The organism is Streptomyces graminilatus (assembly GCF_001418565.1).
GTDB classification, from domain to species: Bacteria; Actinomycetota; Actinomycetes; order Streptomycetales; family Streptomycetaceae; genus Streptomyces; species Streptomyces graminilatus.
In genome coordinates, this window is the sequence record NZ_LIQQ01000005.1 from 1 (window position 1) to 26,121 (window position 26,121).

The 26,121-nt window shown below is 66.1% G+C and carries 26 protein-coding genes; 7 read left to right on the forward strand and 19 right to left on the reverse strand.

What is annotated here, in order from left to right:
* Window positions 1–149 precede the first annotated feature (149 nt).
* From AOK08_RS00330 to AOK08_RS00360, 7 genes are all read right to left on the reverse strand, one after another.
* Window positions 150–608: a plasmid mobilization protein gene (locus tag AOK08_RS00330; protein WP_241826740.1), complete on the reverse strand. Its 459-nt coding sequence runs from the start codon at window positions 606–608 to the stop codon at window positions 150–152.
* 203 nt (window positions 609–811) lie between these two features.
* A complete protein-coding gene (locus AOK08_RS00335; protein ID WP_055522453.1) occupies window positions 812–1,036 on the reverse strand; it encodes a hypothetical protein in 225 nt (74 codons plus the stop codon).
* Window positions 1,037–1,138: 102 nt separating this feature from the next.
* Window positions 1,139–2,209: a DUF2637 domain-containing protein gene (locus AOK08_RS00340; protein ID WP_055522455.1), complete on the reverse strand. Its 1,071-nt coding sequence runs from the start codon at window positions 2,207–2,209 to the stop codon at window positions 1,139–1,141.
* On the reverse strand, window positions 2,206–2,772 hold the full coding sequence (locus AOK08_RS00345; protein WP_055522458.1) for a WhiB family transcriptional regulator: 567 nt from the start codon (window positions 2,770–2,772) through the stop codon (window positions 2,206–2,208). Before AOK08_RS00345 ends, AOK08_RS00340 begins: the two co-directional genes overlap by 4 nt.
* Before the next feature lie 117 nt (window positions 2,773–2,889).
* A complete protein-coding gene (locus AOK08_RS00350; protein ID WP_055522460.1) occupies window positions 2,890–3,597 on the reverse strand; it encodes an ATP-binding protein in 708 nt (235 codons plus the stop codon).
* Window positions 3,597–4,616 carry a hypothetical protein gene (locus AOK08_RS00355; protein ID WP_055522462.1) on the reverse strand — a complete coding sequence of 340 codons (1,020 nt, stop codon included), beginning with the start codon at window positions 4,614–4,616 and terminating at the stop codon, window positions 3,597–3,599. The genes AOK08_RS00350 and AOK08_RS00355 overlap by 1 nt, the downstream gene beginning before the upstream one ends.
* A gap of 1 nt (window position 4,617) precedes the next feature.
* Window positions 4,618–4,944 carry a hypothetical protein gene (locus tag AOK08_RS00360; protein ID WP_055522464.1) on the reverse strand — a complete coding sequence of 109 codons (327 nt, stop codon included), beginning with the start codon at window positions 4,942–4,944 and terminating at the stop codon, window positions 4,618–4,620.
* A gap of 573 nt (window positions 4,945–5,517) precedes the next feature.
* Here AOK08_RS00360 and AOK08_RS00365 point away from each other — a divergent pair.
* Window positions 5,518–6,396 (forward strand): helix-turn-helix domain-containing protein, encoded by an 879-nt coding sequence (locus tag AOK08_RS00365; protein ID WP_046703848.1) that lies wholly within the window; start codon window positions 5,518–5,520, stop codon window positions 6,394–6,396.
* 214 nt (window positions 6,397–6,610) lie between these two features.
* Here the strand turns inward: AOK08_RS00365 and AOK08_RS00370 are convergent, their stop codons facing one another.
* Both AOK08_RS00370 and AOK08_RS00375 read right to left on the reverse strand, forming a co-directional pair.
* On the reverse strand, window positions 6,611–7,240 hold the full coding sequence (locus AOK08_RS00370) for an HAD-IA family hydrolase (protein ID WP_055522467.1): 630 nt from the start codon (window positions 7,238–7,240) through the stop codon (window positions 6,611–6,613).
* A gap of 269 nt (window positions 7,241–7,509) precedes the next feature.
* Entirely contained in the window at window positions 7,510–8,745 is a 1,236-nt protein-coding gene (locus AOK08_RS00375) for an MAB_1171c family putative transporter (protein WP_052769544.1), read from the reverse strand.
* 1,161 nt (window positions 8,746–9,906) lie between these two features.
* Here AOK08_RS00375 and AOK08_RS00385 point away from each other — a divergent pair.
* A complete protein-coding gene (locus AOK08_RS00385) occupies window positions 9,907–10,455 on the forward strand; it encodes a hypothetical protein (RefSeq protein WP_055522471.1) in 549 nt (182 codons plus the stop codon).
* On the opposite strand, the gene AOK08_RS00390 is transcribed toward AOK08_RS00385, so the two are convergent.
* Together AOK08_RS00390 and AOK08_RS00395 are read right to left on the reverse strand one after the other, a co-directional pair.
* On the reverse strand, window positions 10,418–11,203 hold the full coding sequence (locus AOK08_RS00390) for an IS5 family transposase (protein WP_079053723.1): 786 nt from the start codon (window positions 11,201–11,203) through the stop codon (window positions 10,418–10,420). The genes AOK08_RS00385 and AOK08_RS00390 overlap by 38 nt on opposite strands.
* Window positions 11,204–11,632: 429 nt before the next feature.
* Entirely contained in the window at window positions 11,633–11,815 is a 183-nt protein-coding gene (locus AOK08_RS00395; RefSeq protein ID WP_055522473.1) for a hypothetical protein, read from the reverse strand.
* A gap of 535 nt (window positions 11,816–12,350) precedes the next feature.
* On the opposite strand from AOK08_RS00395, the gene AOK08_RS42475 reads away from it, so the two are divergent.
* Together AOK08_RS42475 and AOK08_RS00400 are read left to right on the forward strand one after the other, a co-directional pair.
* On the forward strand, window positions 12,351–12,902 hold the full coding sequence (locus tag AOK08_RS42475) for an ATP-binding protein (protein ID WP_078935252.1): 552 nt from the start codon (window positions 12,351–12,353) through the stop codon (window positions 12,900–12,902).
* Between the two features lie 138 nt (window positions 12,903–13,040).
* Window positions 13,041–13,745, forward strand: a complete 705-nt coding sequence (locus tag AOK08_RS00400) for a nucleotidyltransferase domain-containing protein (protein WP_046703852.1) — start codon at window positions 13,041–13,043, stop codon at window positions 13,743–13,745.
* A 31-nt stretch (window positions 13,746–13,776) separates the two neighbouring features.
* On the opposite strand, the gene AOK08_RS00405 is transcribed toward AOK08_RS00400, so the two are convergent.
* Together AOK08_RS00405 and AOK08_RS00410 are read right to left on the reverse strand one after the other, a co-directional pair.
* Window positions 13,777–14,763, reverse strand: coding sequence for a phosphotransferase family protein (locus AOK08_RS00405; protein ID WP_046703853.1), 987 nt, complete (start codon window positions 14,761–14,763; stop codon window positions 13,777–13,779).
* 141 nt (window positions 14,764–14,904) lie between these two features.
* Window positions 14,905–15,609, reverse strand: coding sequence for a restriction endonuclease (locus tag AOK08_RS00410; protein ID WP_052769546.1), 705 nt, complete (start codon window positions 15,607–15,609; stop codon window positions 14,905–14,907).
* Between the two features lie 497 nt (window positions 15,610–16,106).
* On the opposite strand from AOK08_RS00410, the gene AOK08_RS00415 reads away from it, so the two are divergent.
* A complete protein-coding gene (locus AOK08_RS00415; protein WP_046703854.1) occupies window positions 16,107–17,345 on the forward strand; it encodes a helix-turn-helix transcriptional regulator in 1,239 nt (412 codons plus the stop codon).
* 744 nt (window positions 17,346–18,089) lie between these two features.
* Window positions 18,090–18,530, forward strand: coding sequence for a helix-turn-helix domain-containing protein (locus AOK08_RS00420; RefSeq protein ID WP_079053724.1), 441 nt, complete (start codon window positions 18,090–18,092; stop codon window positions 18,528–18,530).
* Window positions 18,531–18,566: 36 nt separating this feature from the next.
* Here the strand turns inward: AOK08_RS00420 and AOK08_RS00425 are convergent, their stop codons facing one another.
* Both AOK08_RS00425 and AOK08_RS00430 read right to left on the reverse strand, forming a co-directional pair.
* Window positions 18,567–19,046, reverse strand: a complete 480-nt coding sequence (locus AOK08_RS00425; protein ID WP_046703855.1) for a hypothetical protein — start codon at window positions 19,044–19,046, stop codon at window positions 18,567–18,569.
* 252 nt (window positions 19,047–19,298) lie between these two features.
* A complete protein-coding gene (locus tag AOK08_RS00430) occupies window positions 19,299–20,207 on the reverse strand; it encodes a hypothetical protein (RefSeq protein WP_157876503.1) in 909 nt (302 codons plus the stop codon).
* Window positions 20,208–21,138: 931 nt separating this feature from the next.
* On the opposite strand from AOK08_RS00430, the gene aspS reads away from it, so the two are divergent.
* Window positions 21,139–22,461, forward strand: a complete 1,323-nt coding sequence (aspS, locus tag AOK08_RS00435; protein WP_055522477.1) for an aspartate--tRNA(Asn) ligase — start codon at window positions 21,139–21,141, stop codon at window positions 22,459–22,461.
* A 58-nt stretch (window positions 22,462–22,519) separates the two neighbouring features.
* Here aspS and AOK08_RS00440 read toward each other — a convergent pair whose 3' ends face one another.
* From AOK08_RS00440 to AOK08_RS00455, 4 genes are read right to left on the reverse strand one after another with little or no spacing between them, the layout of a single operon-like run.
* A complete protein-coding gene (locus AOK08_RS00440; protein WP_055522479.1) occupies window positions 22,520–23,305 on the reverse strand; it encodes a hypothetical protein in 786 nt (261 codons plus the stop codon).
* Between the two features lie 7 nt (window positions 23,306–23,312).
* Window positions 23,313–24,218 carry a radical SAM protein gene (locus tag AOK08_RS00445; RefSeq protein ID WP_055522481.1) on the reverse strand — a complete coding sequence of 302 codons (906 nt, stop codon included), beginning with the start codon at window positions 24,216–24,218 and terminating at the stop codon, window positions 23,313–23,315.
* Window positions 24,215–25,516 (reverse strand): radical SAM protein, encoded by a 1,302-nt coding sequence (locus AOK08_RS00450; RefSeq protein WP_241826741.1) that lies wholly within the window; start codon window positions 25,514–25,516, stop codon window positions 24,215–24,217. The genes AOK08_RS00445 and AOK08_RS00450 overlap by 4 nt, the downstream gene beginning before the upstream one ends.
* Before the next feature lie 5 nt (window positions 25,517–25,521).
* Window positions 25,522–25,878, reverse strand: coding sequence for a hypothetical protein (locus AOK08_RS00455; RefSeq protein WP_046707975.1), 357 nt, complete (start codon window positions 25,876–25,878; stop codon window positions 25,522–25,524).
* Window positions 25,879–26,121: the final 243 nt, after the last annotated feature.

The following is a 26,121-nucleotide window of genomic DNA, read 5'->3' on the forward strand; positions in this document are numbered from 1 at the left end:
GTCGGGGCTGGTGTCGCGGCCGGGGTCGGGGGCGAAGCCGTCCCAACTGCCGACGAGGTGGGGGTCGGTGTGCTCGTCGCGTTTGCCGGGGCCATACAGGTAGACGAGCAGGCCGTGGGTGCGCGAGCCGCGTCGGATCTTGGGGACCATCAGAGGCGCTTCTTCACCAGGGTGTCGGCTGCGTCGTCTACGTGGGCCAGGATGCGGGTCAAGGTCGTGAGGGCGTGGTCGAGTTCGCCGGGGCGGGGCTGTCCTCCGGCGTTGTAGACGAAGGCGATCTGGTTGATGTTGTTGCCGACACGGGAGATGGCGGTGCGCAGGGCGGCGAGCTCGTCGATGGCGGCGTCGACCTGTTCGTTGGTGTGCGCGGTGGTCGAACCGCGGGCGACGGCGAGGCCGGCGACGGCGAGGAAACGGGCGACGGTGACGGCGCGCTGCTTGGCGGCGGCGGTGATCTCGGTCTTCTCGGTGTGTGACAGGCGGGTGGTCGTCTTGTGGGTGCGCTGGCTCGGGTTGCGGGTGCGTCGGCGCGGCTTGCGGTCGGGGAACGCGGGTTGGCTCGTGCTCTGTTGCTCGCGCGGGGGGCGGTCGTCTGCTTCTCCTCCCACGGCCGGCGCCCCCTGGTGCCGGGAGTCCGGCTGGTCCCCGTGCGCCCTCGCTCGGGGACCAGCCGGACTTCCCCCGCCCCCCTGGGCGGGGGCAAGTGCATACGACGGGCCGTAGGACCGTCGTATGCGACAACTTGCTCCGCCAGGAGCCGTGTTGGGGTCACGCTGCGGTCCGGACGTGGTGGCCACCGGGTCGTTGGCGGTCACCGGCCCGTCTCCGCGTCCTGCTGGTGGATGCCGCGGACGACTTCCTCGATCCAGTCCATGGCCAGGACCGGGTGGTGCAGGGTCCAGGGGCGGCTGTGTCGGTGTCGTTGCACGGTCCAGGTGCTGTCGGGACCGGATTCGGCACGGTGGAGGTGGCCACGCTGGTGCAGGACGGTTAGCCAGGAGTCCACCTCTGACGGTGTGGCGGGGTTCGTACGCATGGCGGTGCTCTCCGGTTCCTTCAGGAGGTCGTGGGGCGCGTGTCCAGGGGCGGGTGACCGGCCGAGGTGTCCGGCTGGTCACGCGCCCCATGTGGTGTGCGGTCAGTTCCGGGAGGTGGTGACCGACTGTCCGTGCTGCTGGCGAAGCTGGACCATCAGGGCGGTCAGCGTGTCGCTGGACAGCGGGATCTGCTGACCGCGGATCGCCTGGGCGACCACCTTGCGGGTCAGCTTGTCCTCGGCCCTGACCGCTGACCGGGCTATCTCCAGGAGCTCCTCGGTGTCCGGGTCAGGTCGCCGGTCACCGGTTGGCCGGGTGTCCGAGTCAGTGACCGGTGGCGGAGCGACCGGCCGACCAGTGACCGGCGGGAGGTTGTCCGGGCGACCGGTGACCGGCTCGTTGACGGGCTGTCGGTCAGTGACCGCCGGGGCGGTGTCCGGCTGTCCGCCCAGGTCAGTGGTGTTGAGCTCCCGGTCGCGGTGACCGGTGTCCGGGTCGTTGCTGTCCTCCGGGGCGCTGTCCCCGGTCAGTGTCCGGGGGGCGTCCGGGGTCTGCTTGTCCAGGGACAGGCGGGGCCGGTCCGTCAGGGCAGTGACCGGCTGTCCGGCGTCGACCTGACCGGGATGTGGCTGCGGCTGGCCAGCCCGGTCAGCCCGAGTGACCGCAATGCGCTCGGGCTGACCGGGGTGACCGGCCTGACCGAGGTCGTCGCGGTCACTTCGGTCACTGTCCTTGACCGGCCCCCGGGCGATGAGGATGTACAGGTGGACCGCTCCGGCCAGTGCGAGCGGAGCGATGGTGGACAGGACGGCGACCACCGTGTCGCCGAGACGCAGCCCGTTGGCCGAGGCGTTCTCTTCGTTGAGCCTGACCGCGTGCAGCGCGTTGGCCCAGATGCTGGCGGCGGTGGCCGTGCCAAAGAGGGTCCAGACGTAGAGCCGGGCTCGCAGCGGTGCTTCGCGCAGGACCAGCAAGGCGCGGATGCCGTAGGCGATGAACCCGTCGATCACCAAGGGGAAGAGGTAGGTCAGCAGGCCCCGGACGTGGATGGCGACGGCCATCTGCTGCAGGGCGTCGTACGACAGGGCGCATCCCGCACCGCCGAGGGCGATGACGACCGCGCGGTCCCACCCGGTGACGTGCGCCGTGCTCGGCGCGCTCACGATGCTCACGCCGCCGTCCCGAAGTCATCGCGGCCCAGGCGCTCGCCATCGGTCTCGGGCGGCGGGGTGGTCTTCGTGGTCTGCTCCAGGTCTCGGTTGCGGATGGCTCGGCGGGTTTCGCGGTACAGCTTCTGGGCGTGTTCCTCGGTGATCTTCAGGAGCCAGGCGAGGCGCTGTTCGGTGAGGCCGTGGTGGTATGCGGCGTGGACGACCGCGCGGCGCTCGTCCTTGGTGAGGTGGACGTCGCGCCCGGCGACGGTGGCGTTGACGCGGCTGTAGTCGAGGCGGTGGGAGAGCTTCGCGTGCAGCGGCCCGCGCTCCTCCTCGGTCAGTCCGCCCCGGATGCCGTTGGTGTCGCCGCTCTCCAGGGCGGCGTCCAGGCAGGTGCGGCGGACCGGGCACTGGCCGCACAGCGACTTCGCGGCGGTGATCCTGTCGGTCTCGTCGGGCTCCGGGAAGAAGATTTCGGGGTCCACCGGGTTGTGCTCGGTGCTCTGGCAGACGGCCTGGTCCTGCCAGGTGTGGTCACCGAGCGACCGGTGGCGGGCAGGGCTGATCGTCGTGGTGGTCATGCGGGTTGCTCCGATCGCTCTCCGCGTGCAGTGGCGTCGGCGGAGGAGTGCGCTGGGTCGGGAGGTGCATGGGGCGGCGCGCTGAAGGCGCGGCCCGGCGTGGCGGCCTGCGGTGGATCAGGCGGCGGGGTGGTGGCGTCTGCGGTCGACCGGCTCGAACTCGACCCGGGTGGTCATCTGCGCGAGTCGGGAGGTGACGCGGTCGCCGAGGTAGGCCCGGAGGTCCTTGATCGCCAGGTTGGTGGTGATCAGGGTCGGGAGCATGTGGTTGTACCGGCGGTTGATCAGCCGGTACGTCACTTCCTCGACCCACTCGGACGCCTTGGCAGCGCCGAGGTCGTCGATGATCAGCAGCGGGCACCGGCTGACGGCCGCCAGCTCCCGCTCGCTGTCGGCTCCTGGCCGGGGGCGGAGGTCGGCGTACAGGTCGGCGGCGGTGGTCGCGCGCCAGCGCACGCCCACTCCGGTCTTCACCAGCTGTCGGACCGCGCCGTACGCCTGGTGGGTCTTGCCCGCGCCGACTACCCCGGCCATCAGCAGGCTCGGGCCGGTGGTGACCTGCCGGCGGGCTCCGATGCTCGGGGCAACGGCCTGCTGGGCGACGTCCCGGGCCCAGTCCAGGACCTGCGGGTGGTCGGCGACCGCGCCTTGGTAGCGCGGGGGCATCGCGGCCAACAGGGCGTCCAGCGGGGAGTAGGGCTCGGGCTCGTCGGCCAGGGCGGCGACGGCTACGGGGTCGATGTTGCGGGCGGCCAGGATCCGGGCCATCCGGTCCAGGGTGCCTGCGCCGCCGAGGGTCTGCGGGTCGCGGGTGTGGGTGCGCATCACAGCTCCTCGGCGTAGGCGGCGGCAGCGTCGACCGGGTTGGTCCACGCCTGGTGAGCGGGCACGGTAGGCCGGATTCCCGGCCGCGCCAAACCGGCGGACCGTGCGTTCATGGCGTCGTTCACGAGGCTCGGCAGGCGGCTGGGGTGGCCCTGGATCTCCGCGAAGCGCCGCAGTCCGGCGCGGACGTGCTCCGGGGCGATGCCCTCGCCGAGGAGCTTCTTGGCGATGCGCCCGAGGTGTCCGATCACGTCGCTGGGCGGTCGCTCGTCGCACGCTGCGACGTACTCGCCGATCAGGTCGTTGGCCGAGACGGTGGCGTCGGGCGCTGTGCGCCCCGTAGGGAATGAAGATCCAGGATCCAAGATCCTAGATCCAGGCGCCGAGCCCTCTCCGAGGTTTCGGGGAGGCTTCGGAGAGTCCTCGGGGAATGCCGTCTGACCTGCGGGTTTCGCGCCGGGACGGTCAGGGGTGCCAGCGAGGCCGACGAGGGCGTCCTGTTGTGCGGTCGGGCCCTCGCGTCGGGCGGCGGAAGGCATCGGAGCGGGCCGCGCGGGCAGATCGAGGGCTCGGGGAGCGTTCGGCGAAGCCTCGGCGAGCCCTCGGGTAGGGGTGGGCGACGCCTCGGTACGCCTCGTGCAGGTCCCCTTGCAGGGGCCGCACCGGTCAGTGGCGTGGTGCTGCGGGCAGGAGGGCAGTCGGGACTGGCTGGGTTTGTCGATCTTCTGGTGCTCGGACCAGGTCACGATGTGGAGGTACCGGCGGCCGTCGCAGCCGGTGTACCGGCAGATCAGGCCCGCGTTGGCGAGTTGCTGGAGGTCGTCCTCGACGTGGACTGAGGTGTGCTCGGCCCGCAGGGGCCAGAGCAGCCCCGCGATGATCGCGGCGTTGTCGCGGTGGCGGCCGTGGTCGTCGGCCTGGGTGAGGAGGCCGAAGAAGGTCCGCTCGGCCTCGACGTTCACCTCGGCGAGCGACTCGGAGACGAACGCCTCCGGCTTGATGGTTCGGATCCGCGCCATGTCAGAGGCCCCGACTGACAGCGGCGAGGTCGCTGCGGGTGAGGGTCGCGGCGGCGAGGTCGAAGGTGTGGGGCCGGGTCCAGTCCGCGTCCGGCCAGACCCGCAGGACCCATCGGGCCGTGATCCTTGCGGTCGTCCGGCTCAGCTCGATCGTCTCCCCGTCCGCGTCCTTGGCGATGGCGTGCGGGTGGGGCCACGTCTGCTTCGGGTCGGTGAGGCTGACGCGGATGGTCGCCGCCCCGGGGATCATGTCGGCGAGCTGTGCCGCGAGGCGGTGCTGGCGGGCCTTGTCCGGGCATGCCAGAGTTCCGCTCGGCGTGGCGAGCATGCGATACTCCGTTGTTCGTAGGAGTGCGGTGCGGCGGTTCTCGTGCAAAAGCCCCGCCGCCCGCGAGATGTGAATCGGTGCCCTTGGGGGGGTACCGGCCCGGCGCTTGGGAGTTGGTAGCTCCCGGGCGCCGGTTTTCTTTGGTGCGCTACGTCACGGACCGTGCGCTCGCATTCGCACCACCCCCTTCCTCCCTGCCTTCCATCTGCTCGTTCCGCCCCTCCCCGGGTCGCTGCCCGGCGGGGGACGACGAACATATGTAGACACCCGCGAACAAGTCCATCCCTGGCCCTAACCCGTCGCACAGGGCTGGCGACAGCGGGTATCGGGGAAGGTGCTCCCGCGATCGGTCGACAACGACTGGGTACCGAATGCGACGGCGCGTTGCGCAAGTAGCCACGACAACGCAACATGCATAGAGGTCCTCCAGGGGCTGGCACACTTGATGCTCGGGGCCCGATCAACAGGTGCGATACAGGAACGTACGTTAGTTGCGCGAATGTATCAAGCCTGGATTACAGTTGCCACAAACGCCGCCCCGACCAGCCTGACCGCCACGCTGCAGGAGTTCATGTGACCCCACGTCAGTTCGACGGCAGTCGCGTGCGTGCCGTCCGGCGGGGCAAGGACCTTGGCCAGAAGGAGTTGGCGGCCAAGGTAGGTGTCAGCGGCCCGACTGTCGCGCGGTGGGAGAGCGGCCAGGACTTCCCCAAGGGCGAGAAGCTCCCAGCGATTGCAGCGGCGCTCAGTCAGCCGCTCGATGTTCTCTTCCCCCACGACGGCCCGCCGGACCTCCAGCTCCTAAGGTGCGACGCCGGTCTCAGCGTGGCGCAAGCCGCTGCGATCATCGGTACAAGCCGCGTCCCAGTGAACAATGCCGAATCCGGCCGACGCAGGCTGAGCGATGCTTACGTGCAGCCGCTCGCAGAGGCGTACGGGGTGACCGAAGCGGATTTGCTGGCCGCCCAGGACTGCTCGTTCGACCTTCGCTCCAGGACCTCGCGCGACGACCAGGCACCCGCACCCCTCCGCACGATCGGAGAAAAGATCAACTATCTCCTGCAGTACGGGTACGTGGGCCAGGAAGCGCCCTCTGACGAGGAAATCGCGCGGGTCGTCAATGATCACGCAGGCGTGACAGCTGTCACAACCGACGACATCGTCGCCCTTCGCACGGGTGCCACAACCGAGGCTTCCGACGCAGTGCGTGCCGGCCTAGCCGAGGCGCTCCAGGTCGACGCCGCTCTCTTCCAGGACGACGCCGAGGTCGACCCTGCGGCCCGCGAACTCCTGGAGGCGATCCGCTTCCTTAGCTCGATTCACCGAGGGCAGATCCTCGGCCTGGCTGCCCGCGGCAACAGCGGGGGCCTGTCGGCCGGGATGATGGCCAACATCAACGAACTCGTCGGAGAGCTGAAGCACAAGCTGCCAGAGGTGCAGGACGGGGAGTGACGGCACCCGCGAGCTTGCGCATCCGAGACGTTCCGCTCTGCAGGCTGCGCGTCTGCTGCGGGCCGTCGTCCGAGCGTGGAGCAAGTCGGCACGAGCTACGTCACAGCCGGACTGGTGCCGACACAGCTAAGGGACTACGGCGTCGCCCCAGGATGGGCGACGCCGTAGTCCCTTAGCTGTGGCTATGACCTCTGGGCACAGGACGCCCGTCTAGCTACGACCCGGCGAGGTCCACGCCGAGCAGCTCGGAGAGAGTGGCTACCGTCTGCTTGGGGTCCTGGTTGTGCACCCCTGCGAGGCCGAGCTGCTCTGCTGCCTGAACGTACGCTTCGGTGTCATCGACGAAGATGCACTGCTCGGCCGGCAGATCCATGAGCTTGAGCGTGATCTCGAAGAGGCTCGGGTCAGGCTTGCGCATCAGGTGCTGCTCGGAGATCACCACGACGTCGTACAGCCGCTCAAGCTCGTAGCCCTCGTACAGGTCCCACGGAGCCAGCCCCACGCTGTTGGACAGGATGGCCACCTTGATCCCGGCTCGCCTCGCCGCGGCAGCCGCGTTGATCAGCAGCGGCTCAGGGCGAAGGTCACCGAAGATGCGACCCATCAGACCATCGGGGTCCACACCAAGCATCTTGCCGGCGAACGCGTTCCACTCCGTCTGGGAGACGGCTCCGCGCTCAAGGTCGCTGGTGATCCGGACGCCTTCGTCGTCCCTGTACAGGGCCCTTAGGCAGGCGCCCTGCGGAAGTCCCTCGCGCTGCTCGAAGGCAAGCACTGCAGGCAACAGGGGGGTGGTGAGCACGCCTCCGAAATCGAGGATGAGGCCAGTGCAGCGGTTGGACATGCGGGAACTCCATTGCTGGGATTTCGGACGTCCATCCAGACTGCGGACAGCGTCACAGACTCGGCTGTATATGGCGACGACAACACTGTGCGTCACGAGGCCAGAGTCCATTCATCACTTACTGGGCGGAACAGGGCCTATCAGTCCGTTCAACCCACGGTACCAGTCCAGTTCGTGCAGTCGAGGGTGCCGAATCTCACTCACAAGCCTGCCACTCAAGATCAATATCCCGATTGACCCCGAGTTCCGGGCAGTTGGTCTATTGCAAGCTATTGATCCACTTCGGATTCCACTCTTTCGGAGCGCAGGAGAAGCCTCTGCGCCTGATCCGTGGTGATGTGCGAGTACGCCGTGCTGACCCGCACGAGCCACGCTGCTTCACTGTCGGTGTCAACGAACGGCTTATCTCTCAGAGGCGCAGCAGCATGCTGACGGATTGGTGTGATGTCAGCGGCCAGGAGTGCCGCCTTAATCCAATACGCTTCTGCGGTCGGCTCAGGGTCAGAGTTTGAGGCGGTAATGTCCTCTGCGGCGAACATCAGGTTTCGTGGAGCATAATGGCGCAGCTTCTCGCAAGCGTCGGCAATATCCTGAGTCCATCGGTCCAGGCGGACGTCGATGGGGACGTGTATATGCACGAGTTCCGCAATGCGCCGCCCAGGTGGATACAGGCTCGTCCCAGGAAAAGCCTGCACCAGGTCAAACCAGAGCGGATAAGTCCTGTAGAGAGTTTTCCATGTCTTCCACCGGGCTACTGCCGCGCGGGTGGTGGGAATGCTCGCCCCTGCGGCAACGATCAGGAAGAGCAGGTCCATCCATATCGATGTGGCATCCACAAGGAACTGAACTGTGGAGAGGCTTAGGGGGAAGGCCACCTCAACCCAAAGGATGGTGATACGGGCCGCTGTATGGACCAGCCCCATCCACATCGAAATTCCCATCAAACCCAGCCCGACGCGCATGCTCGTGCTCTCGGCCTGTCGCGCAGCTCTCGTCCACTGGTAACCGCAAACCGCGGTCGTGATAAGCGGGAAGAAGTAGAAGACGGTCATGTAGACCGCAGCTCCCCATTCTCCCGCATGGTCGATGAGGAAATTTTTGCTTGGCGTGTCGCGATCCACCACGGTGAAGAACAGGACCGTGAGCAGAATGACGCCTATCGCCCCCGCCTTATACGATGCGCGGGCAATCCAGCGGGAGACCGCGACATGCCGAGGCACGACTGCCTCCGTGCTCTTTCCGTAGCTGGTGGCGACGTAAGTCAGGGCTGCCATGATCGCAGCCGTACTGGCAAAGTGCCTGAGGAGGGCGCTCAGGTCCACCACGGGAATGCGGTCCACCGCATTCATTGCTGCTGGCGTGTAGAGGCACAGGGCTATGGCGAATCCCGCATAGCCGCCCCAGAGCGCCCTGCGGTGAGAGTCACCGTACCGAACTGCAGGAAATCGCCAGATGGCGATAACGGTCATGACTGCCGCAGTCAGATATTGAAAGTATTCGTACACGGAACCAGTGGATCTCTACGCGGGCTGCATTTTGTCGACCCGCAAGGTCGGTTGAGTGCAGACGTGATTGCCAGTAAGCGGACTGCGGGGGCGCGGCGGAGGTCGCGAGGCCGGAAATATGCCTAGGTCCTCGCCAAGTGCTCGCGGCTAGATTCGACGCCGTGGAGGAGCGACTGGGTGAGCAAGCGAATTCTCTAGAAGGCTTACCATGTCATCTCCTGTGACCGACTGTCGGCGCGCCAATCGCTTTATCAACGAGGCCGAAAGCTCGGCTTGCTTCTCTTCGGGGCTATCGAAATCGACGCGCCCTTGGACCAGGGTCGACGGAAAACGTCGAAGGACTTCCTGGCGAATTCGTTCAGGGACGTATCGCTCGATCTCGACAGCCGTCAGGCAAGTCCCGTGATCCAGCCATTCGTGTACGAGCTCATGGAGAATTATGTGCTCGGTTTGATTTCGACTTGAGCGGCGACGATAGAGAATGATCGTGAACTCCGGCGCTTTGACCCGAAGACCGCACGCTGCGCCCAGACCTTCGTCGGGGTCACCCAGTGGCACTAGCCGAATCTGGCGACCCAGCAGGACTTCCATATTCCGCACCAGGGCCTCAACGCTGAAAGGCGTGGGGATAGGGAGGCCCACGAGCAGTCTTTCGCATTCCTTCATGAAGGCACGCTGTGAAGGGCCTCGACGCCAACGCATAGTCGCTCCCTAGAAATACCACCGATATTTGCCGCCAGCTCAATCCCGATACTCGTACGCGAGGCGCTGGTAGCCAGGAACTTGCGCCTTGGGGTGCGTGGCGGTCGGCCAGCACGCCTGTCTGCGCCTGACTCTACAAGGACGAAACCGTGATCCACACGGGAGGGACATGTAGCGAAGGTCACCCATGCGATAGACCACAAACTGGGCACCAAGATCGAAATTGAGCGACGGCCCTTAATTGATCTTTGAATGCCTCTGAGGGGAGGCGGGGCCAGCCTGCCTTGTCAGGTCCATTTCGGTCGCTGCGGGGGCACCTCTAAAGGCGCGGAAGGAAGAGAGCCTTAGTAGCTGTTGTCTTTCCGGGCTTGAGGACTGCGTTTTCGCTGGTCGGGCATAGGGCGGGCGTTCCCGTGGGAGTGGTGGCATGTCGTGTCGTCGCTGCGGTGGAGGTCGTGGATGCCGTCGGTCGTGGGGTTGCTGGAACAGCGCGAGGTCGCCGCCCGCCGTCGCGTGGATGGGCTGAGGGAGGAGGCCGACCGCATCCAGGCCGAACTGGCTGTGGCCGAGCGGGAATGGCAGGAGTGGGCCATCGCCCGCTCGCGGGTCGGCGAGGTACTGGCCCCCGTGGACGAGCCCGGGCAAAGCCACGCCCAGACCGATGGGACAGCGCCGGCCATGGGACAGGCCGAGGAGACATCGTCAGCGCCGACCGCGGCGAAGTCGAAGTCGCAGGTGCCGGTGTGGTGTGAGGGGCTGGCCTGGGCGGTGCTGTCGGTGGACTATCAGCGCATCCTCACCGCGCTCGCAGACCGGGACCGGCTCCATCAAGGTCCGCTGACCTGCCAGGAGATGGCCGCGGTGTTCGGCATGGACGTGGTGCCGGCGCGGGTGGAGGCATTGCGGTCGAAGGCGAAACGCCTGGTCGCGCGGGGCTGGCTGGCCGAGCGGGAGCCGGGCCGGTTCACGCTCACTGCGGGTGTGGCCGGGCCAGGCGGCGGGTCATGAGCAGGATCATCGACCAGTAGATCATCGCTTCGGCACTGGTGGTGCGGCGCTCGTAGTCGCGCGCCAGGCGGCGGGTGCGCATCAGGTGGGCGAAGAGGCGCTCGACGATCCACCGCTTGGGCAGGACCACGAAGCCGCGCATGTCGTCGCTGCGTTTGACGATCGCCAGGACCAGGGCGAGCACGGTGAGGCAGTGGGCGACGAGGCTGCCGGTGTAGCCGCCGTCGGCCCAGATCAGTTCCAACCGGTGGTGCGCGTCGGCGACTTGCCGCAGCAGGACCTGTGCGGCGGCGCGGTCGCCGGTGTCCGCGGCGGTGACCATCACGCCCAGCAGCAGGCCGAGCGTGTCGACCACGACGTGCCGCTTGCGCCCGTTGACCAGCTTTCCGCCGTCGAAGCCGCGGCTGTCGGAGCCGACGACGGCGTCCGCCTTGACGGACTGCGAGTCGATCACCCCGGCCGTCGGCTCCACGTCTCGGCCCACCCTCTCGCGGACCTTGGCGCGCAGCCGGTCGTGGAACTCCTTGACCAGCAGGTGATCGCGCCAGCGGCGGAAGAACGCGTAGACGCGGTCCCACGGCGGGAAGTCGGCGGGCATCGCCCGCCACTTGATGCCGTTGTCGGCGAGGTAGCGGATTGCATCGAGTATTGCCCGGTGGCAGTACGCCTCCGGCTGCCCTCCCCGGCCCCGCAGCCAGCCCGGCACCGGCAGCAGCGGTCGGACCACGGCCCACTCCGCGTCCGTCATGTCCGAGGGATACCGCCGAACACGTTCCGGGTGATCGGCCGCGTTTCCGAACCGGTGAGCGACACAATCACACGTCAGTGCAGCCGAGTTGAACTCCACCGGCGTGAGCACGTAGAACTGCGGCAACAGGGTCTCCTGGATCTCGGTTGGCTTCGCAACCCCGAGCTACCAAGAGGCCCTGCCTTCATGCCCGCAGCCGGCGGCAACCACCCGATCGAGACTCCCGTTCGACACACACCCCTCAAGATCGGAACGACAACAGCTAATTAGCGAACCCTGACTTCGTTCTTCAGATCCCGCACCCGAGCGCGCTGTACGGATCTCCGGCGTCGGCCATCACCGCACCAAGTCGAACGTCGTATTGGTGCGGGCTGCCGGCGGTCCGGATCCCGGCAAGTAGGGCGATAGGACGCGGCGTTGCCCAGCGGTCTACAGCAGGGCGTTCGACAGCAGGTTGGTGCTCGGTTCGGTGCCAGCGCCGATGACGAGCAGGATTTGCTGGATCATCTCGGCGTCGGTCAGCCGGGCCGGGTGGGCCAGCAGCCAGGAGGTGACGTCCGCCCCGGGCTGACGGCGCTTGAGGTGCGCCAGTTCCAGGCAGGCGGCCCCCACAGCTCGGCATTGGCCTGGACGGCGTCCTGCGCGGTGTCGAACAGCTGGACCAGGGCCTGCACGATGCGCCGACCGATGTCAGGTGGGCTGCCGAACATCTCGAACAGCACCTGCATGGGCAGTTGGGCCGCGAAGTCGCGCACCAGGTCGGCGTGTCCCTGGAGGGCGATGCCGTCGATGAGGACATCTGCGATCCGGGTGACGGTGGTGGCCAGGGCGTGGATGTCGACCAGTTCGAGGCTGTCGGTAGACCGCGCTTCCCATCCTTACCTAGGGCTGACCCGTAACTGCTGGTCACGGGCCAGCCCTTAGGTGAGCGGCTGGCGCAGTCTCGTTGACATTCCTCTGGTGATATCACCAGAGGAATAGGGAGTCGGGCTGCCTGTGCCCGATGGTGGTCATCCGCCACTTGCCGGGCTCTTTCCGGATCTCCCGGTTGCCCTTCGGGGCTGCCCGGTGAGGTCGGCGAGCGATCCGTTCACTTATAGGAGATCGCGTTGGCGCCCTAGCCCCTGCCCATCGAGAGGTTCCAGCTATGTCTCGCCCGCTCGAAGAATCGCCCTACGCGTTCACCGTCCCGCCTCTGGTCGAAGCGGTGCCAGCAGCACGGGACCGTGTTGCGGACCGCGCTCGGCGGCTTGGGCTGAGTCTGGGCGAGGAACTGATCCACGACTTGAAGCTGCTCACCGGGGAACTGGTCGCGAACTCGGTCACGCACACGAAAGCCGCGTGCGTGGTGTGCGTACGGTGGGCAGGAGAGCGGCTCCGCGTGGAAGTCACTGACGCCGATCCCACTCCGGTGACTCCGGCACAGGCACTGTCCACGGACGAGCATGGCCGCGGCCTATTCCTCGTCGCCGCATTGGCAACGGAGTGGGGGTCGAACCCATGCACAGCGGGGAAGATCACTTGGTTCGAACTGGCGATCCCCACCTCTACGAAGCAGGCCGCAACCTTGACGTCCTCGCAGGGCGACGTGCCTGCAGAGAGGGCGATCGTCACCTGTGCCGGCAGCGCCCACCTGGCTGTAGCGGAAGCCGTACCAATAGCCGATGTACGTCCGCGAGTTGAGCATCAAGCGGCCTGAGCGGCTTACGACCAGGCCGCTCTGGCATAGCCACCTGAAATGACCGCTCACCCGGACGGCCCCCTGTCGATGGACAGTGTTCCGGTCCCGTCGAAGAATCCGCGTGCACCCTACGCAGGAAGTACGGATAGTGGCTGCATGGATCCGGTTGCCGCAGCACGCGCTGTTGTAGAGGAACGTCATCCTGCCGCTCGGGCAGCGTTCCTCGGGGGCAGTGTCGTCACGGAGCGCCGCACGGCGACGTCTGACCTCGACATCGTGGTCTTGTTGCACGGAGCGCCGGCTCCTTACCGGGAGAGCCTTCAGCATGGCGAATGGCCGGTGGAGTTGTTCGTGCATACCGAGGAGACGTGGCACGCCTTCGTGGAGCGGGAGGTACGGAAGCGCCGGTCGCCGCTGCTGTGGATGTGCGCGGACGGACTGCTGCTCTTCGACAGGGACGGTGTTGGCGAGCGTCTCGCCTCCGAGGCACGGATGTTGGCCGCCGCAGGGCCACCCGCTGTGACTGTCGAGGAGCTTGAGGATTACCGCTATGCGATCACGGATCTCCTGGACGATCTTGCTGGAGGCGTCGATCAGGGCGAGCGGCTGTTTATCGCCACAGAACTGGCGCGCCGGACCGGCGAGCTGGCGTTGGCACTTGGCGGGGCGTGGAGTGGCGGCGGAAAGTGGCTGGCCCGCCGTCTTGAGATCACTGTGCCAGGGCTCGACGCGCGCGTGCATGACGCAGTCCGTGAGGCATTGGATGGGCGGTGTGAGGACCTTGTCGATGTGGTGGACGAGGTCCTGGCACAGGCAGGCGGGCGTTTGTGGGTCGGCTATCGGCGCAGCGGAACGGCGTGACTGATCCTGGCCCCTGGACGAATTTTGCCGGTCAGAACGTCCAGCTGCGACGGTTGGCCAGCCATCGCAGCGTGACCTCGCCGCACCAGGTCTGGTGCTGGCGAATGTACGGGGACCAGTCCGCTGGGGGTTGTGCTCCGGAGACCAGGAAGAAGCCTGAGAGTGCGGCCAGGGCCGCATCGAGCTGCTGATCGTCGACTTCTCGGGCCGTGGGGTGGCTCGTGAAGAGGGCCGTGGCATCGTGTCCGTCGGCGTGCGCTGTGGCCAGGAGGAGCACGAGGTCAAACCAACTCGCCCCGAGGCACGGCCAGTTCCAGTCGCAGATCCACGCAGCTCCGTTCGTGTCGAGCAGGACGTTGTCCTGGCGCAGGTCGTGGTGGAGGACTGCATCGCCAGCCACAGCCTGTCGCCATTGGGTTTCCAAGGCAGCCAAGGTTTCCAGCCGGTTGGTCGGCACCCATGCCGGCAGGGCTTCCACACTGGAAGTGCCGCTGACGAGGCCGCGCCAGTCGGCGAAGTCGTTGCCGTCACCGATCGACTTGAGGCCGACCTGCTGGAGTGTCTCGGAGGGCGTGGAGAGTGCTTCAGCCGTGACCGTGTAGGCGTCAAGCGTCGCTGCGAGTTCGTCAGCGTTCCACGGCGCGCTGGGCATGCGGCCTCCATTGACCGCATCGAATCCCAGGACGATCCACCCGTCTGCCTGTTCCTCGATCCACCGCAGGCGGGGCGCCGGAACCTCTGCGGGGAGCGCCGTGTTGATCAGCGCCTCCTGCCGGTAGCAGTCGGCAATCACGGTGTTGTCCAGGGCGTTGGCCGCCTTGACGAACTCGGACCCGTTGGCGCCATGGAGCACGGCGGCGAAGCCGCTGGTGAACCCGCTTCCGGCGCTCGGCCCGGCATCCACCGTGCCGCCCAGGCGTCGGGAGACAAGCCGACGGACGTCCCGTGGCAGGTCGGCCCAGCGCGGGCGTACGGCTGTGGAGCTGTACTGGAGGCGCGGGGTGATCGTGTTCGGCATTCCCTCAGCGTGAGGGAATTGCGGTCTCTGGCGCCACCGAGTTCCGGTGTCCGTCCCTCCCGATCCACCCAGTGGGGGCCACCACCCCGCAAGCGATCTCCACGGCAGACAGCGGAGGCTGCAGACACACTCGTGGAGAGATCAGGAAGCCTCTTCCGGGCGTCTTCTTGCCGACCGTCGGCGGGGCACACCGCCGCCGGTCCCGCTCAAGGACAGGAGCGATTCCAGTGGCGCTCCGCTATTCCAGGAGCCGAACAAGTTGCGGTTCAGAGCTACGATTTGGTGCTTGATCGCGAGGCCTCGTGCAGCTTTGCCGTACTCGCAGGTGGCAACGAACAGGGCGACGTCCGCGTGGTGTTCGTTGAAGGCCATGCCGACGAACTTCTGCATGTCGCCACTGGGAACCGTGCGGTGGGGCGCGTAATGCTTGACCTGTACGACCAAGCGCCGCCCGTCGGGCATGTTACCGAGGATGTCTGCGGCAAGGTCCCCTGAGCCGCCGACCACGGCGACGTTGGTGCAACCGTCTCGGCGGCACAACTCGGCCACGTAGTGTTCGAAGTCCTGCCAGGTCATGGCGTCGATGGTGGTCATGGAGCGTTCCAGTTCCATGCGCCGGTCCTGTTCGCGCCACGTGCGGTCGCCGGCACGCTCTCGTTTGTGGGCCTTCCACAGAAGCCAGGCGGCGACACCCGCGGTCCCTGTTCCGGCGAGGCCCAGCAGGAGCCACGGCGACTGCCAAAGGACGAAGAGCACTGCCGCGAGCCCGGCCGCCGCTATGCCTGCCCGTTGGCGTAGTTCTCGCTGCCGCTGCGCCTTGGTGCGGCGTCCCTTCCGCTTGGGCATCGGATCCCCTTCCCCCGGTGGTGAATCTGGTGGGCAGTGTGGAAGTGGGGGGCGGCATTGCCAAGTAGGCGTTTCCGGCCAGCGTGAAGAGATGCTGTCTTCGATTCGCCGGTCAGCTGGATGAGCTCGTGACCTGGGGGGAGGAGACGTCGCCCTCAACCTCAATCAGCAACTGAGCGCGAAGCTACGATGCCACTGAGTAGTGAGCGAGACCGGACAATCTGTCCGTGGGTTTCTGCGCTCCAGCACTTGACGCGAGGCCAGTTCATCCCGACTGGATCCAGCCCAAATGCCTTAAATGGGCCGGTTAGTTCCGTTCCTGGTACGCCAGTCGGTTGGCAGATTGGGCTGTTGGCGACGGCTACTGCCCACACATCACTCCCAAGATCACCGGCAACCGGCGGCCCCCTCGTAAACACTTGGCGACGCGGCTCGCCAGGAGGGGCCTTGTCCGTACCCTGAACTGAGTGCTCCGTCGAGAAGGGATTGATCCGCCCATGGCTGAGAACGTGACGCTGGGCGACCGGCTCCGGATAGCCCGCAAGGTTCGGAGACTGTCTGTCGCTCAACTCGCCCAGAAAGTCGCCGTATCACCGAGCTACATCGAAAAGCTTGAATCCGGGAAGCGAAAGGCGCCGCTCTCGTTGGTTCTGGCGCTCGCGAAGGCCCTGCACTTCGGCGTCGAGGTTCTCACGGGGCAGCCGTACTACGGTGAGCCGGAGGCCGAGGACGGCGTTCACGCGGTGATCCCGGAGCTCCGGCGGATCATGCTGTGCTACGACACACCCGATGAGCTGGATATCGCTCCCCGCGGATTGCCGGTGCTCGCTTCGGAAGTGGACCAGATCGCGGCTCTGCGCCGTGATGCGCGTTACGCCCCTATGGGGCCGCTCCTGGCACCGATCATCACCGAGCTGACGCATGTGGCGCTCAGTGCCCAGGGTGATGAGGAACGATCTGCTTTCTGGCATCTCGCCCGCGCCTACCGGGCGGTCAACTCTCTGGCGCACAAGTTGGGCCATCACGATCTCTCCACCACCGCGTTGGAGCGCGTCCGTTGGGCCGCGGACCAGTCCCGTGACCCGTTGATGCAGGTCACTGCCGCCTACCTGGTTACCGGCGCGATGCTTCGCCAGGGCGCCTACAGTTCCGCTCGCCGCAAGCTGCTGGCGCTGCGACGCGAGCTTGAGCGAATTCAGCCGGAACGCTCGTACACGGAGGACGCGCTCGCAGTGGACGGCGCTCTCCTGCTCAAGCTCGCTGTGCTCGAAGCGCGGGAGAACAACCCCGATCGTGCGAGCGAGTACCTGCGGGAGGCGGAGCAGGTGTCCAGGATGGCCGGCGACCGTGATTCCCTCGCGTACGAGATGTCGTTCGGGCCGACGAACATCCGCATCCATGAAGTGCACGCGATGATCGACATGGGTGACACGGAGCAGGCTCTGGCGCGGCTTGGAGAGTGGGCCCCCACCTCTGGCGGGGAGTGGATGCCGCCCTCAACGACGGTTGGCGAGCGGTCAAGCCACCACTTCATCGACGTGGCTTCGGCGAAGCTCACGACAGGGGACAGGGCAGGGGCGTTCGCTGACCTTCAGCGGGCGCGCAAGGTGGCACCGAACCACGTCAGGTTCCACCCGTCTGTCCGCGAGACGACGTCTGCCCTGCTGCGCTTGGAGACGCATCCTTCCAACGAACTTTCTGCCTTCGGGAGTTGGGCGGGACTTACCACAGCCTGACGGTACGTCAAGGGGGTTCGCGGAGGGATCCCCCGGACAGTCTGTCCGCTCACGGAGCTTGCAGAATGGAATGGTCTTCTCACAACCAGTTGTGGGGAGACCATTCGCATGATGTCTGATGCTGACCCGAGAGCATCCGCCCCTCCGCCTCGATGGATGCCCATCGGCGAGGAGCCCGAACTGTGTGCCGCAGGGCAGTGGTGGGACGCCATTCGCGCAGTCGAGGCCATCGGCCTCCGAGCGATGGACATCCTCACCGACGCCGGCGAACCCATGGGCCCAGTGGTTCTCGCGCCTGAAGACCCGGAGCCTCGTCTCTACTTCCTCGTCCCCGCGGGTGCCGCCGCGGACTGGGAAGAGCCTGGGACGGTCGCCCTTGGCCTGAAGTGCCACGTTATCGTCCCGCCAGCGGGCAAGACCGAGCCTCCCGGTCTCCACTGGCACAGGTTGCCCAGCTCACCCAGGGCTCTGACGCAACCCGCCGCGTTGCGTCGAGCCCTGAGTAAAGCGCGCAGAGAGCGCCGTGGGTCCGCGGAAGACCCAGCCTCGTAGACCGCGCACGTTCGGATCAGGAACAACCTCGCCGCCGGTGCCGCCCAACGCCCCAGTAAGGCGACGCTCCCACTGTTCACGGACAACGTCGGCCGGGGACAGCGCGAACGCGGCCCATCGCCCCCATCGGTATCTCGGTTCACCAAGGAGAAGATCTCCGTGTCGGCACTCCGCACTGCCCAGGCGCCCGGGATGACGGGACATCCGCGTCGCTGTCACGGTTGCGGGTGCCACCTGAGTAGATACAACGACGACGCACACTGCAATGCATGCCTCCGGCTAGCGTGGGGGGAAGCCCCGGGGGCTCAACCGTGTGTACCGGAGCACGTCTGGGAGTCAAGTGACATCCAATTAGCCCTCCAGGAGAGAGACTTCGGGACCGTCTGCTTACTTGTCCGAAGACTCGGTTCGCTCCGGCAAGATGATCTGGCCACACTGACCGGCCTGAGCCAGGCCTTCCTATCGATGCTGGAATCCGGAGTGCGTAGACTCACCAACATCGACAAGATCGTCCTGCTCCTCGACGGCCTCGATGTGCCGATCGAACTCACGGGCCCAATCCTTCGTGGCCCCAAGGCCCCGACAGCGCCCCCTGGCCAGCGAACTGCAGAGTCCGAGTTCGAGTCTGCGTAAGCCCTGCGATCCGCCAACCAAGCTGCAGACGTTGTATTACCCACCGATTCCGAAGGACAGCCCTTTGTGATCATTGCGCAGTGAACGTCGTATGACGTTGACCAGCTTCGCCTGTGCCTTGGCGGGTGCCTGCCTGGCCTGTTCGAACTCCTCTAGACTCAGCGGGTTACGCAGCGGAGTGCGTTCGCCTCGCTCCACCTGGTCCAGGAAGGAGTTGATGGCGCGGCCGAAGTTGTCGACTTCGGCCGCAACTTCCGCGGGGGCGACCAGGCTTACGCGTATCAAGGCCGCGCTCCACTCGCCCCAGTCGTAATCCCAGCCGCGCCGGTCACCATGCGCTCGCCTGAGCTCCATCGTGAACTTGGCGTAGTGGTTGAACAGTTCCTGGTAGGCGGCAAGCTGGTGATCCCGTGTCCACTGACGATCTTGAGCACGGCGCGTGACGATACCGCCGACCAGCACACCCGCTGTGGCGGAAAGCGCACCAGCGGCCGTAGTCACAAGCGTGTCCAGCATCAAACCCCCTGAGGCCCTGCCGTCCCAACCTTCGGCGAGAAGAACATACTGATCACCAATCCTCGACGGCAACGATCAGGGAGTGGTCACCGGCGCATGCTGACCTCAACTGGGCGAATGTGAATGGCCAGGGCGGGCGAGCCGACGGCGACCGTGCTCACGTGCGGGTGAGAGGCGGCTCTGAACAGGCAAGAGGCCTACCCAGGATCGCCTGCTGCCTGATCGCGCATGAGGTCATGGTGTTCGTCGTAGTTACAGCTCTGGGCGCCTAGCTGGCGGAGCGAGTTCCAGGATGTCTGAACGAAGCTGCCCACAGGCAGCCGCCGACTCCCGGCCGGCAGACAAGTGGTGGGAGACCGTCCAGCCGGTCAAACCATGGGAGAGAGCGGTGATGAATGCTTCTTCTCGCGGGCTTGGGCGCAGGGGGCTGCCGTGTACCGGGTTGAAACTGGAGAGCCGCAACAGGAGGAAGCGTCCGGCGTAGGGAGCGAGTAGATCGATCAGCGCCGCCTCATCCTCGGGTCGCGTGTTGTGCTCGCAAAGAACGTAGTTCAGCCGCACCGGACGCATCTCAGCCACGGCCGCCCACAGAGGCAAGACGGTGGAAGGGTCGTCCGCGCGTGGGATGACTATCCTGCGCTGAGCAGCATCGGCACCGTGCAGCGAGAACATGAAGCGCTCCGGGAGCCAAGCGTTGGGCTTCAGGAGATTACGCACCCAAGCCTGCGGCGCGATGCTGGTCACCTTCACCTCCCGCGCCAACTCGCGGCCGACGATCGTTCTCGCGGCGGCAGTGACGTGAGTCCAGTTGGCGGCAGCATCCCCGACCCCGGCGAAATCAACCCATGCGAGGGGGCCTTGCTCAGTCCGCACCTCGTCGTCCAACTGCTCCACCGCAGAGGTGATCTCTTCCGCCTGTAGATTTCGAACGAAGGGCGTGCGGGCGAAGGTAGTGGCGCAGTGCGTGCAGCCATACCTGCATCCTGCTTGGGCCGACATGCATACTGAATAGGCTTGGTGCTCTCCCTCCCAGAGCTGCACGGCTTCGAAGGTAGCCCTATCCGACGTCTTGAAAACGTACTTGATACTGCGGTCGGGCGCTTCCGATTTCAAGGTTGAGACTACCTCAACCGAATTCTCGGGCGCGGATATTCCTTCCATCGTGAGGGCTCCTTTCGCTGATTCACTCATGCAGGGTCGGCGATGAAAAGTCGGGACGACAGTTCGCACCCGGTGTTCACATTCGCCGATCATTTATGAGTGCGTAGGATCGTTATCGCGAGAGCAGATCGATATTAGCCTGGGCAATAACGTATGCCGAGTCGCACAGATCGCAGTCACATCCGAGATCGCCCTCTCCCTGGGGGAGGAGAATTCGTGCGAGAACCTGACCAACACAGCGTAGAGCTCGATTACATCTGCCAAAAATCACTCCCGTGATATCTCCCAAGAAATCCTTGGCGAAAAGGTCCGCGGATCTGCCGGCATGGTGAGACCTGCGGCAAGGATGGTGCGTGGCCTGCCGGATGACTGGAATGTCGCGGCCCTGGGGGCGGGGCGTCCTGGTCAAGGGATGCAGTCCAGGGCCCGGTCGGCTCGCCAGGAACCCCCGGACTCGATCCGTGACGATGGCGTGGAGCGACGGCTCGTGAAGATCCTGGAAGGCAGCGGGCCCCTGTCACGGCTGTACGCCACTCCTGCGGGCCTGGCGTAGCAAAGGGTGCGGGATGGGCCCTCGAAGGTGGCCGATTAGTGTCAGGCTGCCTCGTTCGCGTGATCTTGCTGTCGTATCCCCGCCTGCCCGGCTATGCTCAACACCAATGCGTTGAAGGAGACAAGTAGCTGCGGGATCACGCAAGCAGAGAGAGCCGCCGGTAGCTGGGAAGGCGGCCTTGCGTCCCGAGGTGAAGACCCTCCTGAGCGCGGGGAGGAACGGCCCATGGAAGGCCTAATGCCCCGCCGGCTGGCCCCCGTCATCGGGCATGAATGAGGCTGTAGCTCTTTGAGCTGCGGTAAAGGCGCGGTGGCACCGCGAGTACCCTTCTCGTCCGCGCCCCCAAGGGATCATGACGACGCCCCTTGGAGGGCTGCGATGATCCACACGACTAACCGTGTACTGGTGTCCGACCTGCGAGAACATGTCGGACAGACCGTTTCCGTATCGGGCTGGGTGAACACGCTCCGCCTGCAGCGCAAAATGCAATTCGTCGTAGTGCGCGACCACACCGGCATGGTTCAGGTAACCCACAAACGCGGCGGCGAAGGCGACGAGGTCGAGGCCGCGCTGGAGGGGCTGACACCTGAGTCTGCGGTCCGAATCACCGGTCGCGTGGTGGACAACCCGATCGTGAAACTCGCCGGCCTGGAGATCCTCCCGGAATCAGTCGAAGTTCTGAACCGGGCAGAGACACCACTACCCATCGACGACCAGACCGGACTCGAACATCGCCTGGACTGGCGGTTCCTGGACGTACGACGTCGGCCCCAGGCACAGTTGCTGTTCGCCGTGCAGACCACGTTCGAGCAGGGGATGCGCGAGTACGCCTATCGGCAGGGGTGCACCGAGATGCACACCCCGAAGCTGATGGGCACCGCCTCGGAGTCCGGCGCTGAGGTGTTCAAGCTCGGCTACTTCGACCGCTCCGCCTACCTGGCTCAGTCGCCTCAGTTCTTCAAGCAGATGGCGATCTCGGCCGGTATCGACAAGGTCTTCGAGATCGGGCCCGTCTTCCGCGCCGAGCCGTCGTTCACCTCCCGGCACGCCACCGAATTCACTGGCGTGGACGTGGAGTTGGCGTGGATCGACGGGGTCGAGGACGTGATGGTGTTCGAGGAGCAGATGCTTACTCATGCCATCGCCAAGGTCGCCGACGCACACGGTGAGGCGATCCAGGAGACGTTCGGTGTCGAGGTCACGGTGCCGACGACGCCGTTCCCGCGGATCACGATGGCTGAGACACAGGAGATCCTTCGATCCAAAGGCTGGGACCCGGCGGGAGTGAAGGAGGACCTGGACCCGGAGGGCGAGCGCGGGATCGCAGCGCACATCAAAGAACAGACCGGCCACGAGTGGGTGTTCATTACCCACTATCCGACAAGCATCCGGCCCTTCTACCACATGCGGCCGGCGGACGACCCGGGTGTGACGCTCAGCTTCGACCTGCTGTGGAAGGGCCTGGAGGTCACAACCGGAGCGCAGCGCGAGCACCGCTACGACGTGCTCCTGAAGCAGGCTGCGGAGAAGGGTATGGGCACCGAGTCGTTGCAGGACTACCTGAACGCGTTCCGGTACGGGTGCCCGCCGCACGGCGGTCTGGGCATGGGGCTCGGGCGGGTCCTGATGGTGATGCTCGGCCTTGAGTCGATCCGGGAGGCCACCTTCCTGTTCCGTGGTCCTAACCGGCTCACCCCGTAGTCACCGCCAAAGGCCGGGGCCGCTGCACCCTCTGAAGGGTGCAGCGGCCCCGGCCCGGTCAGTAGCGGACGTTACGCAGATCGAGCTTCCACGCCTCGTCTGGGTGCTGGTCCCAGTAAGCGCGGAGTGCCAATTCGCGCTCCGCGAAGCGGCCTTCGCGGCATAGGCCGCCGTGGGAGAGGGTGACGCTCATCGCGAGCGGGGACTCGGTGGTCACCCAGTGCGGGGTCAGAGCGTGGCTCCACAGCCGGTCACCGGGCCCCATCCGTACGGACTCGCGGTCGGCTGGGTCGTGTTCGGGCGGTTCTTCTGCGGTGGTCTCGCCCACCACAGCGGCCTCGGCCGTGAGGTGCTGGTCGGGGTCCCTGTAGCTGTGGAAGGTCTTCGTGCCCTCGACCTGCCACACGAGCCCGTGCGAGTTGTCGTTGTGGTACGTCGACGAGGCACCGCCCGTGGAGATGAACAGCAGCGGCGCGCACCGTTGCCACGTGAACCCCCAGCTCGACAACTGGGTACGCCAGGGGACCATGACCTGCTCCTGGAATCCGCTGAGGAGTCCGTCGTAGAAGCGGGTGAGGTTGAAGTGGACGAGGCGGAACGTCCAGGTGGCCACTTCTTCGACCGGGGCTGTGCGGAAGGCCGACGTACGTTCCATGCGTACGGACCAGTCCTCGTCTCCGAGGATGGTGAAGCGCGCTTCCTCGTCCTGTCGGACGGCGTCGAGGACCTCAAGGGCGGGCGGGAAGCTGAAGCCGGTGGCGGTGAGGGCGTTGTTGACACGCTTGTTGGGAGGGGTCCGCCACCGTTCGATGAACTCTTCTGGTGTGGTGACTGGGGTCGTCATCGTCCACTCACGGGGTGTCGTCGGCGCGGCAGATGGCCGCGCACTCTGGGGTGGTCCGGTCCTGTGGTTCGGCGTCGAGGAAGCGACTGATCTCCGCGCGAGGCGCGCGGACGCTCACCCCCGTTTTGCCGTACGGGCAGCGGCGGATCTCGCCGCTTGCAGACACGTACAGCGTCGCGGACGCGCAGAAGGGGCGTCGCCACGGGTACAACTGCATGGCTCGCAGGGCGGTGAGGTGCTCCCGGAACCGCGGGGTGAGCTGAAAGTAGCGGCCGAGGAGATCGGCGTCCTCCCTCTGCTGGGCAAGGTAGCCGTAGAAGGTGGAGCCGGCCCGCTGTAGTGCCGTGTCGTCGAGCGCCACAGGGCTGAGCTGGATCTGGACTCCTGACTTGTCGACGCGCTTGTAGATGTCCTGGCACTCCTGGGCTGTGAGCTTCCAGTACGTGAGGTGGAGAACTCTCTCTGCCGTGGGGACGTGATCGAGCGTCGCGATCGCCGACGCCACGGAGCGGGTCGTGCGTCCGAGTTCCATGGCACCGGCCGAGTCGGCGGACACGGTGACGTTCGCGAGCAGGCGCGCGCTGCCAGCTAACCGGTCCACGTCTTCGGGGTCTCGGGCCGAGGTGACGATCGACACGGGAATCCCGAACTGGTGGGCGAGCCGTATGAGCTGGCGGAGTTGGGGGTGGTGCGTGGGTTCGCCGCCGGTCAGGCAGATCGCTTCGACACCCGTCTCCTTCAGCCGGGAAAGTGCCCGGGTGTACGTGGGGATGTCGAGGAAGCCGTGGGCCCGGTCTGCTCGGAAGCAGAATCCGCAGGCGATCCTGCAGTGGCCGGCGGTGCTGATGAGTGCGGAGCGGAACCGCTGCCGGGCCGGCGAGGGAGGGTGCTCGGGGCGGGTGACGGTGTTCACTGCACCCCCGTGCTGTCCCATACGGCGATCTCCACGGTGCTCTCGTAGAAGTCGCACATCTGCGGGTCCGGCCGGTCTCCGCGAATCAGGAGCTGTTCGTTGCGCGAGGGCCCCCCGCAGATCGCCAGAGCCGGGCACTGGCCACATTCAGGGATGGGGGCGACGTTCTTGGCGATGCCGCCCAGCAGGTTCGGGTCCGCACGCAGTTCGTCGAGGGTGTGCAGGAAGGAGGGTGCGGTGAAGTTGATGTCGCAGAGGCTGACTCGGTTGCCGGGCAGCAGGGCAACGTTCAGGGTCCGGTCGCTCTGAATGTGGTCGAAGAGCATGGGGCGGCGCCGGTCGAGGGCCTGGAATGCCCGGTCGAGGACGGAGAACATCATCCCGCCCCGCCCGAGAGCGACGAGGCGTGCTTGGTACAGCTCCCTGGCCAGATCCTTGCCCTTGACCGTCCAGCGTCCGCTGGTGGGTATCGGGGTGTTGGCGTAGATGAACTTCAACCCGAGATCGTCGATGATCCAGGTGACGGTTTCGGCCAGGCGGCCGATGTTCGCGGGTGTGGGGGTGAGGTTGCAGCCCACGTGGATGCCGCCTGCGTCGAGGAGTCGGCGGACGTTGCGCCGAATCCGGTCGTCGGCCGGTTGCCCGCCCAGGAGCCGCCGATGTTCGGCGTTGATGGCGGGCGGTCCGTCGATCGAGATCCCGACGCCGTACTCGTACCGGGCGAAGTGCTCGATCATGGCGTCGGTGATGCGGGCCCCGTTGGTGACGACTGTTCGGCGGACCCGTTTGACGTTGTACCGCGCGGCGAGAGAGTCCGCGAGGGTGTCCCCGTGCTGCATCAGGTCGAACCGGGTCGTCGGTTCGCCGCCGAACCACTGGATGGCTACCTCGTCGCGACCGGCGTTCGTCTCGAAGAGGTAGGTCAGGCCGTCGGCGATTTCCTGCTCGGTCATGTCCGGACTACCGGTGTTGGTCTCGACGAAGCAGTAGCTGCACTTCATGTTGCAGGCGTCGGTGAGGACGACACGTAAGCCGCTGATCCGTACGGGGACGGGATTCAGGTCGAGTTGGTGGAGCCGGTTATGGAGTGCTTCACGCTGATCAGCGCGAGGGCTGTCAGGTGTGAAGCCGAGCTCGGCGAGAGCTTTGTGGGTCGCGGTCGGGGGAACCGCGGAGAGGTCAGTGACCTCCCCGCGGTTGAGGTACACACTGTCCAGCGTGACCGGGTCGAGGAGGGCGCCCTCGCCATCCCGGACGTACTGGATGTACTTCCCCCACAGGAGCTGTGAGGTGACCACCTGTGTTACGCGGCTTCCTCTTCGAGGATGCCGCGCTCGGCCATGACCTTGCGGACGAGCTCCTCGCCGGCGGCCTGCAGCTGTGCTGAGGCCTCCGGCGAGCCGCCGTCGGCGAGGACGATCACGCCGGGGAGGGTCGGGTTCGGGGCGATGACCGTGATGCCGGCGGGCTCGGTGCTGACCACCAGGATGGCGTTCTCGACCGGGACCCAGTCCGCCTGGTCCTTCACCGCTTCCAGGATCTCGGCCTGCTTGGCCTGGAAGGCGTCACGCTCGCCCATCCAGACTCCGGCCTTCTGCTTGGAATCGACGACGTCGGCGTAGAGCAGGTGATCGTTCTTGTTTCGTCGTGGTGTCGGCATGGCACTCATCTCCTGTCGCTGGCGCGGCGTATTTCGGATCTGATGTCGTGCTGTGCAGGCCTGGAGTTCGGGCCCCTCATGAGGGTGCTCCGGATTCACGGGGCGAGCACATCTCGGGGGTGATATCACGGAGGTGATATTCGCGGGATCACGTGAGTACGCTAAGTTGCAATCCGTCGACTGCTGACACACTGGCCCGCACGTCGATCTAATCGTCCGGGGCACCTGACCACGTCCCCATAC